Below are 10,984 nucleotides of genomic sequence, written 5' to 3' on the forward strand. Positions count from 1 at the left end.
TTTTATTGAATTTGTTTGTGAATTATTACTGGTTGTAATACAACTGTCATCTTTCGGTCATAAAATTCTCAACGTCAGAAAAGGCCAGTGTTTTCAGAAGCTGCGGAAGAAAACACAACAATAAAAAAACAGAGGTTTTTAATGGAAAGTCAGGTCCAACAGCCTGGAAATAATTCTCAGTCGCTACTTACGAACAGTGGAACAACCCGCAGAGCTATCAAGGATAAGGCTACACGTGTTGGTGTGTCTATCGGTGGTACTATGGTTTTTGTTGCCCTGTTACTTATTTTCTTCTATTTACTTTATGTTATAAAACCAGTTTTCGATGGTGCAAGCATCAAAGAATCTACAGTGGTTACAGAGCATAGTGATATTAGCACTGCTAAAACCTTGATGATTGGCAGTGATGAGCAAAATCAGGTCTTGTATAAAGTTTCTTCTACTGGCCATGTTCAGTTTTATGACGTTAATTCTGGAAGCTTAATCTCAAGTTTTGCACCAAGTCTCCCTCAAGGGACATCAGTTGTCAGCAGTTCGAAATCAATGCCAAGTCAGCAGATGTTTGCATTAGGTTTAAGTAACGGACAAGCAATGGTTTTTGGGATCAAATTTGGCGTTTCTTACCCTAATAATGTTCGAACCATTACTCCTGAAGTTTCATACCCTGCTGGTGAAGAACCAATAACTATTGATTCTAATGGTGAGCCTCTGACTAACCTTGCGTTTAGCCTCGGGGAAGACAAAATCTCATTCGCTTACCTCACGCCCACCAATCAGTGGCGAATTGAGCGTCTTGAAGGCGAAGAAAACATGATGACTGAGGAAATAGAGTGGACACCAGAAAGTGCACTTGTCGAAGATGCTCCTATTCATGTCTCAAAGGTAATGATAACGCCTGATCAGCGTCAACTTCTTTTAAAAACTACTGATAAAGTCTTTATCTATAACATCAACTATTTAGATGAGTTAAGCTTACTGCAAGTATTAAATCTTGAAATTAACGACACCAAAGTGAGCGATGTTGAGCTTCTGGCTGGCGCAAGTTCATTGATCGTTTCCTACGACTCAGGTTTAATCAGTCAGTACTTTCAAGTCAATAGTGATAAAGGGCGCCTATATCAACCGATTCGTAGCTTTGACGATATCGCTCCAGTCGGAGCAATGGCAACTGAGTTCTACCGGAAAAGCTTTGCAGTTATTAGTCCTGAAGGTCAACTTACTTTATTGTATACGACCAGCCAACGTGAATTGTTAAGTGAAAAATTCGATATTCCTCAAGCTAAAGCGCTAAGCTTTAATCCTCGCTCTAACGGTTTAGTCGTTGAGTCACAAGGTAAACTTCACCTTTTCGCCGTGAATAACCCACACCCTGAAGTTTCATGGAGTGCATTGTGGGAAAAGGTTTGGTATGAAGGTTATCCTGAACCAAAATACGTTTGGCAATCAACATCTGGTTCAGATGACTTCGAAGCTAAGTTAAGCTTAATGCCATTAGCATTTGGTACCATGAAAGCGGCATTTTATGCCATGTTATTCGCAGTTCCAATTGCCATTGCAGGAGCGATATATACCGCTTATTTCATGTCTTCAACCGTTCGCGGTTTTATCAAACCAACCATTGAAATTATGGAGGCATTACCGACGGTAATCCTTGGTTTCCTTGCTGGCCTTTGGTTAGCGCCACTGATCGAAGAAAATTTACCGGGTATCGTAATGTTGTTAATTGCATTACCTGTGTCCATTCTCGTTTCAGCATTTTCTTGGAGCAAGTTACCAATTAGATGGAAGCAACGTTTACCTGATGTTTATCAAGAGTTGATGTTGATCCCTGTTATATGCTTTGTTGGTTGGCTGTCTTTTGCTCTGAGTCCAACGATTGAACTTGCTTTCTTTGGCGGGGATACTCGTGCATTTATTACCAATGAGCTTGGCATTACTTTTGACCAACGAAATGCATTAGTTGTTGGTATTGCAATGGGCTTTGCGGTTATTCCAACTATCTTCTCAATCGCTGAAGATGCCATTTTCTCTGTGCCACGTCACTTATCGAACGGTAGTTTGGCGCTGGGTGCTACACAATGGCAAACCCTTACTCGTGTGGTTTTACTTACTGCAAGCCCTGGTATTTTCTCTGCAGTAATGATGGGCTTAGGTCGAGCTGTTGGTGAAACGATGATTGTGCTTATGGCAACAGGTAACACCGCAATTTTGGAATGGAGCGTATTCGAAGGAATGCGAACGCTTGCGGCAAACATTGCTGTTGAAATGCCAGAGTCTGCAATAGGCAGTTCCCATTATCGAGTGTTGTTCTTAGCTGCATTTGTGTTGTTCATATTTACTTTCTTCTTTAACACAATTGCTGAAGTCGTTAGACAAAGATTGCGTGAAAAATATAGCTCGCTATAAGAATAAAAAGGATTAAACAATGATTTTTTTACTAATTATTTCGAATCAGAGCTTAAGAGGTTCACGCAATGGGTAAGTGGTTTAAATCAGGCTCACCATGGATCTGGATGACAGGTGGAGCGGTAAGTTTAAGTTTAATTGCCGTATTAGGTCTGTTGTTGTTGATTGCTTGGCGTGGTCTAAGTTACTTCTGGCCTGCTGAGATTTATCAATGGCAGTTGAAAGACCAGAATGGAGTAAAGTCTACGTTAATTGGTGAAATTTATGATCGTGAAGATGTTCCTACTGAGCGTTTAGAATCAGCCGGTCATAAATTTGAACATCATCCAGGTGAGACGGTTACTCGTTATTTAATCAAAACTGGTAACCGTGAGCGCGTAAGCTTAGACTTTCGTTGGGTTATGGCTACAGATATTGTGAGCCGTTCAACACCAGAAGGTATTGCGAAATTTGAACGTAGTAAAAATGGTAATTTTTATGGCTACCCAAAGGCCGTAATTGTTGATGGTAAGAAAGTAACGGGTGATAACTTAGTTACTGTGCTTCAGCAACAAATTGAGCGTGCTGTTGAGCTCACAGGTAAAGCTCATTCACTACAAAAGAGTGAAATTGGTACAATCAACTACCAACTTGAACAATTACGTTTATCAGCCCGTAAACTGGAGTTGGAAGATAAGTTAACGGAAGCGAAGAAATTAGAGTTTCAGCAGAAAAAAGAGCAGCTCAATAAAGACTATCAAGTGCTTGAAAAAGAGTTCTTTGACTTAAAGAAGAAGTCTGGACGCGATTCAGTACTTGTTGAAGATATGACTGGCGATACCATTAAATTGCCATTGGACACAGTACTCGATGTGACTTTTGTTAATAGCATGAGCACACTTGATAAGATCGGACACTGGTTTATTGGTGTTGGTAAGTTTGTTGCAGACGACCCACGAGAAGCAAATACAGAAGGTGGGGTATTTCCAGCGATTTTTGGTACGGTATTCATGGTTATGCTTATGGCGGTAATCGTAACCCCATTTGGTGTTGTTGCTGCAATTTACCTACATGAATACGCTAAGAAAGGGCCAATTACCAAGATGATTCGCATTGCGGTGATTAACTTGGCTGGTGTTCCATCGATAGTATACGGTGTATTTGGTTTAGGTTTCTTCGTGTATATGGTTGGTGGTTCAATTGACCAACTTTTCTATCCAGAAGGGCTACCTTCTCCAACCTTTGGTTCACCGGGGGTCATTTGGTCTGCATTAACGTTAGCGATTTTGACATTGCCTGTAGTTATTGTGTCGACCGAAGAAGGATTGAGTCGAATCCCGAGTTCAGTGAGGCAGGGTAGTTTAGCCTTAGGAGCAACCAAGGCTGAGACCTTATGGCGTATTGTCGTGCCTATGGCTAGTCCTGCAATTATGACGGGGTTGATTCTAGCGGTAGCCCGTGCAGCGGGAGAGGTTGCGCCATTAATGCTTGTAGGTGTCGTGAAGCTTGCACCAACATTACCAATAGATATGAACTTCCCATTTGTTCATTTAGAACGTAAGTTCATGCACTTAGGGTTTCATATTTATGATGTAGGCTTTCAAAGCCCTAATGTTGAAGCTGCAAGACCATTGGTATATGCAACATCTTTCTTACTTGTTTCAGTCATTGTTGCACTTAATTTAACAGCAATTAGTGTGCGTAACCACTTACGTGAGAAATACCGTTCATTAGAGCACTAATCGATTAACGAATAATGGTGATTACTGTTGGTGATCACCCTATAGAATTACCTGATTTAGTTAGGAAAGAAAATGATTTCAATAGACCAAGAAAAATTAAACACGGATGCGGAAGTCATCGATTTAGCAACATTGACTGCGGCTGAGACGGCGCTTGAAATTCGTGATTTAAACTTACGTTATGCTGAAAAGCAGGCTTTGTTTGATGTTTCAATGAAAATTCCAAAGAAGCAAGTTACTGCATTTATTGGTCCTAGTGGTTGTGGTAAATCAACATTATTACGCTGTATCAACCGTATGAATGATTTAGTCGACATTTGTCATGTTGAAGGTGAGATTCTGCTTCATGGTCAAAATATCTATGATAAAGCCGTAGATGTTGCAGCACTTCGACGTAATGTAGGGATGGTATTCCAAAGACCAAACCCGTTCCCTAAGTCTATTTATGAGAATGTAGTCTATGGTCTACGCTTACAAGGGATTAACAATCGCCGCTTACTCGATGAGGCTTGTGAACGTTCTCTACGTGGTGCAGCGATTTGGGACGAAGTAAAAGATCGACTTCATGATAATGCATTTGGTTTATCTGGCGGTCAGCAGCAGCGTTTGGTTATTGCAAGAGCCATTGCGATTGAACCAGAAGTGCTTTTACTCGATGAACCAACTTCGGCATTGGATCCAATTTCGACATTAACCATTGAAGAACTGATTACTGAATTAAAATCAAAGTATACTGTAGTGATTGTAACCCATAACATGCAACAAGCGGCTCGTGTGTCAGACCAAACGGCATTTATGTATATGGGTGAGTTAATTGAATATGCTGACACTAACACCATATTCACAACGCCAAAGCAAAAGAAAACAGAAGACTATATTACTGGACGTTACGGATAATAAATCTTCAAGACGGTGGCTGTTTATTGGAGGTCGTTTGAACAGCTGATCTTCTAGATTAAGGAAGTAGATAGATGGAAAACATAAGTTTAAATAAACATATTTCTGGTCAATTTAATGCTGAACTGGAAGATATCCGTAACCGCGTATTAGCAATGGGCGGGCTAGTCGAGCGCCAACTTGAGCAATCTTTAGATGCTTTAAGTGCATTAGATGCAGAACTCGCTAAAAAGATTATCGAGGGAGATCATAAAGTTAATGGAATGGAAGTTTCCATTGACGAGGAATGCACAAGAATTATTGCAAAGCGCCAACCTGCAGCAAGTGACTTACGTTTGATTATCGCTATATCAAAAACCATTGCAGATCTTGAGCGTATTGGCGATGCTTGCGTACGTATTGCGAAAGCAGCATTAGATAAACGTAATAAGAACGAAAAACCATTATTAGTAAGCATTGAAAGCATGGGCCGTCACGCAACACGCACTTTACATGCGACTTTAGATGCATTAGCTCGTATGGACGCCGATGCCGCATTTGAATTGCATAAAGAAGATGCGAAACTTGATAAAGAATATGAAGGCATTATTCGTCAATTAATGACGTATATGATGGAAGATCCGCGTTCAATACCTGGGGTTCTTGACGTACTTTGGGCTGCACGAGCGGTTGAGCGTGTGGGCGACCGTTGTAAAAATATTTGCGAATATGTCATTTATTACGTTAAAGGCAAGGATGTTCGCCATACATCTTATGAAGACATGGAGAAAGATCTGCAAAGTTAGTCTTTTGACAGAATAACAAACTACAGCCTTGTTATTGAAAAGTAACAGGGCTTTTTTGTTTGTTACCATTATGATAAATTTCTGAAAAAGGAAGATAAGTATCGAAAAAGGAAAGCTGTGTGAAGAAATGGATATCTACAGGTTTTTTATTGCTTACGGGTTGTGCTCACTTTAGCCAATGGAAATATTTTGAACCCGTCAATGAGCCGACAAACGTTCAATCTTTAGTTTACGTCTATCATGATTGTTCAAAAGGAAAAATTGAAGGGCAGGGTATCACAGTTGCTATCGATCAGAATGATAAAGCTTATATGCCTAAAGGGTCTTATTTTGCAACTTATCTAAATGTAGGAAAAACTCTGCTTACTTCCACTTTCACAGAAAAAAAATATCACTTCCAATTTAATACAAAACCAGCTCAGACTGTTTATCTTAAATTGCAATCCAACGACGATGAGTCCGTGACGACAAAACAAATACCTCATCAAATAGCAAAAAAAGAAATTAAGAATTGTAGATTAGCTAAGTCAGGCTATTACACAAGTACTGATGCTTCATGACGCTCTGTTGTTAATTTTCTGGACTCAATAAAGCTATACTTCACAGAGAGAAAAGATATCAAAACAAGTTATTATAAAAATATTGCAATCAAGACTATTATGCTTGCCATCAATATATTTATGATAAGTTTTGAGGAATTATGAAAATATCAATTGTGGTTTTATTTGCGATTACTTCATTCCCAGTACTGGCCCAGAATGCTTATTTGTGCAGTAATGGGCATGCAAAGAGAAAGGTCGAGGTCGTGTACAAAGGGCAAAATGCAAAAGTACCCTGTGAAGTAAAGTATACAAAGTCAGGAAGTGCGGCCATTGTCTGGAGTGCGAGTCATCAAGTTGGTTACTGTGAATCAAAAGCTCAGTCTTTTAAATCGAAGCTGGAAAGCTTAGGTTGGCAATGCTCACCAAAAAAATAACTTTAAAAAGGTAATTTGTTTTAATGTTCAATAACTACCTTTATCAAATTCTTAGCACATGTAGCAGTAAACTGAGGTATAATTTAAGGATAAGAATATACATTTAAAGTAGCAATGTTACCTCAGTTATCCCACAAGCACACGATTGAGCCTCTTTATTTAGAGTACCTATTAGAACTAGAAAAAAGCCATTTTAGTGGCGAGGTAGATAAGCGTTACAACGCTAGAGTTGTTCAAGCCACTGACAACTCCGTTTACCAGTTTCTACCTCAGGCTGTTATTTATCCTAAAACACAAGCTGATATACAGTTTGCTCTTCAATTGGCGAATCAAGATAAGTTTATCGATATTACCTTTAGTCCTCGAGGCGGCGGCACAGGTACCAACGGACAATCGTTAACGAACGGAATCATCATTGATATTTCTAGGCATATGACAAAAGTCCTTGAGGTAAATGTTGAAGAAGGCTGGGCTCGAGTCGAAACAGGTCTAGTTAAAGATAAGCTCAATGATGTGTTACGTCCTTACGGATTCTTTTTTAGCCCCGATTTATCTACTTCAAATCGTGCAACTATTGGTGGAATGATTAATACCGATGCATCTGGTGCCGGTTCATTAGTCTACGGAAAAACCTCCGATCATGTTCTTGAATTATCAAGTGTATTGATGGATGGCACTGTACTTAATACTAAACCAGTAGAAAAAAATGCTGCACTAAATGGCAAACCACTGTTTTCAGCCATAGCTAATGATTCTTTAACTGAACGTAAGTTAATTCTAGAGCGCTTCCCTAAACTGAATCGTTTTTTGACGGGCTACGACTTAAAACATCTCTGGAATGATGATCTAACCCAGTTTGACCTTACACGTATTCTGACTGGTTCAGAAGGGACATTAGCTGTTATCACTGAGGCGAAATTAAATCTTACGCCGATTCCTAAAAAACGATTTCTTGTTAACATCAAGTATGATTCTTTTGAGTCCGCTTTGAGACATGCTCCTCATTTGGTTGCAGCCAATGCAACCGTAGTTGAAACGATTGATTCTAAGGTGCTGAACTTGGCTAAAGAGGACATCATTTGGCATTCAGTGTCAGATTTGATTTCAGAGGTTGAGGGTAAGGTGATTGATGGCATCAATATGGTTGAGTTTGCAGGTAATGAAACTGATGTACAACATAGAGTTGATAAACTTCAGTTATTACTTGAACAGCAACTAACAACTGAAAAATCAGGGTTAATTGGTTATCAGTACACCGACAATTTAGCGAGTATTGGTAAAGTCTATGCCATGCGTAAAAAAGCAGTTGGCTTACTTGGTGCGACGAAAGGTAACCGAAAACCATTAGCTTTTGCTGAAGATACTGCGGTTCCACCTGAAAACTTGGCCGACTTCATTATGGAATTTCGGGCATTGCTTGATTCACATAACCTTCAATATGGTATGTTTGGCCACGTCGATGCTGGTGTTCTTCATGTCCGTCCAGCCCTAGATATGTGTGATCCAGCCGATGAAAAGTTACTTAGAGTTGTTTCAGATGAAGTGAATGCACTCACTCAAAAATACGGTGGTTTAATGTGGGGCGAGCACGGCAAAGGTGTTCGTGGAGAATATGCTCCTGACGTATTTGGTCAGAAACTATATCAACTTCAATGCAAGATTAAAGGGCTATTTGACCCACATAATAGACTGAACCCAGGCAAGTTATTTGCGCCTGATGCAAATGCACTAAAATATGATGTTGATAGTGAAAAACGCGGCAGTTTCGACCGTCAGATTCGCATTTCTGTTCGTCAGGAGTTTCCTGATGTTATGAATTGCAATGGTAATGGCTTATGTTTCAATTATTCAGCCAATTCACCAATGTGTCCATCATTTAAAGCCACGGGAGATCGAATTCAATCTCCAAAAGGGCGCACCAGTGTGATGCGTGAATGGTTACGCTTACTCGAAAATAATCACGTTGATATTCAAAAGCTCGTAAATGAAAAAGGGCAAGGGCTGCTTAGCCGCATTAAGAACTCGGTTTCTAAAGAATATGATTTCTCTCATGAAGTTATGGAGTCACTACAAGGGTGCTTAGCTTGTAAAGCTTGCTCAAGTCAATGCCCTGTAAAAGTTGATGTGCCAAAATTCAGAGCTCAATTTTACGATGTGTATTACAAACGCTATATGCGACCAGCTACAGATTATTTAGTTGCTGGTATAGAACAAAGCTTACCAATGATGGCAACCATGCCGAGACTCATTAATGCTGTTTCGCAGAATGGTTTCAGCCAGTGGCTAATTACAAAAACGCTAGGCTATATTGATGCGCCTGCGCTTTCTGTACCTACGCTAATGGAACAATTGAAAAAGCATAAAGCGATTACCTATTCGCTTGAAAAACTGAAGAGCATCTCAGAGATAGATAGAAAGCAATATGTAGCAATCGTACAAGACCCATTCAATAGCTTTTACGATGCGCAGTTGGTTTTTAAATTGATCAAACTTGTTGAGGCATTAGGGTTTAGCCCAGTTTTATTGCCATACAAACCTAATGGTAAACCGATCCACATTAAAGGTTTTCTTGAACGTTTTGCTAAAACGGCGAAAGATAGCTCCGACTTCTTGAATCAAATTCATGAATTGAATATCCCTATGATTGGCTTAGATCCAGCATTAGTGCTGTGTTACCGCGATGAGTACAAACAGATATTAGGAAATGAGCGTGGGGATTATCATGTATTATTAGTGAATGAATGGCTTGCCAACATTGAGGTTAAACAAGATCTCATACCTGATAATTCGCAATATACTTTGTTTAACCACTGTACAGAAGCAACAGCAAGACCAAACTCAGGAAAAGAATGGCAACAAATTTTCAGTGGTTTCGGATTAAATTTGCAGTTTGCAAGTATAGGGTGCTGCGGTATGGCAGGTACTTATGGTCATGAAATCAAAAACTTTGAACGAAGTAAGAAGTTATTTGATTTATCATGGAAGCAGCCTGTAGCTGATAACTCGCCTGAAAACGTACTCGTAACGGGGTTTTCTTGCAGGAGTCAAGTGAAACGGTTTGCCAACTTTAGAAGTCAACACCCAATAGAAGTGCTGTTAAAGGCAATCAAATAGTGAGAGACAATATATGAGTGAGCCAACATCAGAATCGATTTTGAAGGATTTTTCATTAAGACAAGATGTCTGTGATAATAAGCCTTTATTTGATATTGATGTAGACGGTAATTGGTTTTATCAAGGCTCACCATTACCAAAGAAATTCGCTAAACTATTTTATTCAATCCTCTTTTATCAAGATAAACAACACTATTTAATCACCCCTGTAGAGAAGGTTAAAGTATATGTTGTACAAGAGCCGATTAAGATAGTTGATTACCAATTGTTAGAAAGTGGGCAAGTAGAAATTACTACAAGCTTAGATACCCAATGCATGCTTGAATCTTTAAATGCTATTACGGTATTAGATGACAAAATCACTTGTTTAATTCAGCATGGTTTAACAGCAAGTTTTAACCGTCCGACTTACTATCGATATATAGATGAGGTGATTTTAACTTAACATCTTCATCATAATTGGATATGTTAGAGTTTACTTGGAATGTAATCTTGGTTGTTGTCATATGGATAAGTATCAAAATCTTGGTTCATTTTTTTCACAGCTGAATGGAGCTATTCAAAAAGAGCTCGATTGTCGATTGAAGAAATATAATCTTGATTCAAAACTCTATTATGTTTTGTTCTATCTTTGGGAAGAAGAAGGTGTAACTCAAACTGTCTTATCTGCTCGATGCGCTGTTGCTAACTACAGTATGACGAGAATGCTGGATCAGCTACAAGAGTTAAACCTTATCGTGCGCCAACAAGAAGAAGAGAATAAAAGAGCGTTTCATGTGTTCTTAACCGACTCAGCAAAAGCGCTTGAAAATGATGTTAATAAAGATATTGAAGCAGTATATCGATCCTTTTTATCTAATTTGACCCTCGATGAAAAGAGTAATTTGCTTTCATTATTGAGCAAGCTCAAAATTTGACCTGTGTGGAGTTATTTTCTATTGAAAGTTGTTCCGTCTAATAATTAGTCGGCTATGAAAAAAATCTAACATTATGATCGCTAATACAATATAGCTCTTTGATACATTCAATTTCGACCAGAAATGATATAGTGAACCTACGGTTTCTGGTCGTTTTTGGTGCTAAAA

The 10,984-nt window shown here is 39.1% G+C and carries 9 protein-coding genes; all 9 read left to right on the plus strand.

From position 1 onward, the window contains the following. Positions 1-141: 141 nt before the first annotated feature. Entirely contained in the window at positions 142-2,406 is a 2,265-nt protein-coding gene (locus tag JQC92_RS10680) for an ABC transporter permease subunit (protein WP_204999649.1), read from the plus strand. A gap of 68 nt (positions 2,407-2,474) precedes the next feature. Continuing rightward, a complete protein-coding gene (pstA, locus tag JQC92_RS10685; RefSeq protein WP_204999650.1) occupies positions 2,475-4,127 on the plus strand; it encodes a phosphate ABC transporter permease PstA in 1,653 nt (550 codons plus the stop codon). A gap of 72 nt (positions 4,128-4,199) precedes the next feature. Next, on the plus strand, positions 4,200-5,024 hold the full coding sequence (pstB, locus tag JQC92_RS10690; RefSeq protein ID WP_129947366.1) for a phosphate ABC transporter ATP-binding protein PstB: 825 nt from the start codon (positions 4,200-4,202) through the stop codon (positions 5,022-5,024). Positions 5,025-5,098: 74 nt separating this feature from the next. Next, on the plus strand, positions 5,099-5,809 hold the full coding sequence (phoU, locus tag JQC92_RS10695) for a phosphate signaling complex protein PhoU (protein ID WP_129947367.1): 711 nt from the start codon (positions 5,099-5,101) through the stop codon (positions 5,807-5,809). Between the two features lie 119 nt (positions 5,810-5,928). Continuing rightward, positions 5,929-6,369 carry a hypothetical protein gene (locus JQC92_RS10700; protein ID WP_204999651.1) on the plus strand — a complete coding sequence of 147 codons (441 nt, stop codon included), beginning with the start codon at positions 5,929-5,931 and terminating at the stop codon, positions 6,367-6,369. Between the two features lie 140 nt (positions 6,370-6,509). Continuing rightward, positions 6,510-6,785 carry a hypothetical protein gene (locus JQC92_RS10705; RefSeq protein WP_204999652.1) on the plus strand — a complete coding sequence of 92 codons (276 nt, stop codon included), beginning with the start codon at positions 6,510-6,512 and terminating at the stop codon, positions 6,783-6,785. 114 nt (positions 6,786-6,899) lie between these two features. Further along, a complete protein-coding gene (gene ydiJ / locus JQC92_RS10710) occupies positions 6,900-9,899 on the plus strand; it encodes a D-2-hydroxyglutarate dehydrogenase YdiJ (protein ID WP_204999653.1) in 3,000 nt (999 codons plus the stop codon). A 13-nt stretch (positions 9,900-9,912) separates the two neighbouring features. Beyond that, the gene (locus JQC92_RS10715) at positions 9,913-10,344 is read left to right on the plus strand and encodes a DUF1285 domain-containing protein (RefSeq protein WP_204999654.1); all 432 of its coding nucleotides are present in this window, start codon (positions 9,913-9,915) and stop codon (positions 10,342-10,344) included. Between the two features lie 61 nt (positions 10,345-10,405). Beyond that, positions 10,406-10,816, plus strand: a complete 411-nt coding sequence (locus tag JQC92_RS10720; protein ID WP_204999655.1) for a MarR family winged helix-turn-helix transcriptional regulator — start codon at positions 10,406-10,408, stop codon at positions 10,814-10,816. Positions 10,817-10,984: the final 168 nt, after the last annotated feature.

Origin of the sequence: Parashewanella hymeniacidonis, assembly GCF_016900895.1 — a bacterium.
Taxonomy (GTDB): domain Bacteria; phylum Pseudomonadota; class Gammaproteobacteria; order Enterobacterales; family Shewanellaceae; genus Parashewanella; species Parashewanella hymeniacidonis.

Excerpts from the sequence above, each read along its gene's own strand:
- JQC92_RS10680 (WP_204999649.1), top strand. The coding sequence starts at position 142 with ATGGAAAGTCAGGTCCAACAGCCTGGAAATAATTCTCAGTCGCTACTT.
- pstA (WP_204999650.1), top strand. The coding sequence starts at position 2,475 with ATGGGTAAGTGGTTTAAATCAGGCTCACCATGGATCTGGATGACAGGT.
- pstB (WP_129947366.1), top strand. The coding sequence starts at position 4,200 with ATGATTTCAATAGACCAAGAAAAATTAAACACGGATGCGGAAGTCATC.
- phoU (WP_129947367.1), top strand. The coding sequence starts at position 5,099 with ATGGAAAACATAAGTTTAAATAAACATATTTCTGGTCAATTTAATGCT.
- JQC92_RS10705 (WP_204999652.1), top strand. The coding sequence starts at position 6,510 with ATGAAAATATCAATTGTGGTTTTATTTGCGATTACTTCATTCCCAGTA.
- ydiJ (WP_204999653.1), top strand. The coding sequence starts at position 6,900 with ATGTTACCTCAGTTATCCCACAAGCACACGATTGAGCCTCTTTATTTA.
- JQC92_RS10715 (WP_204999654.1), top strand. The coding sequence starts at position 9,913 with ATGAGTGAGCCAACATCAGAATCGATTTTGAAGGATTTTTCATTAAGA.
- JQC92_RS10720 (WP_204999655.1), top strand. The coding sequence starts at position 10,406 with ATGGATAAGTATCAAAATCTTGGTTCATTTTTTTCACAGCTGAATGGA.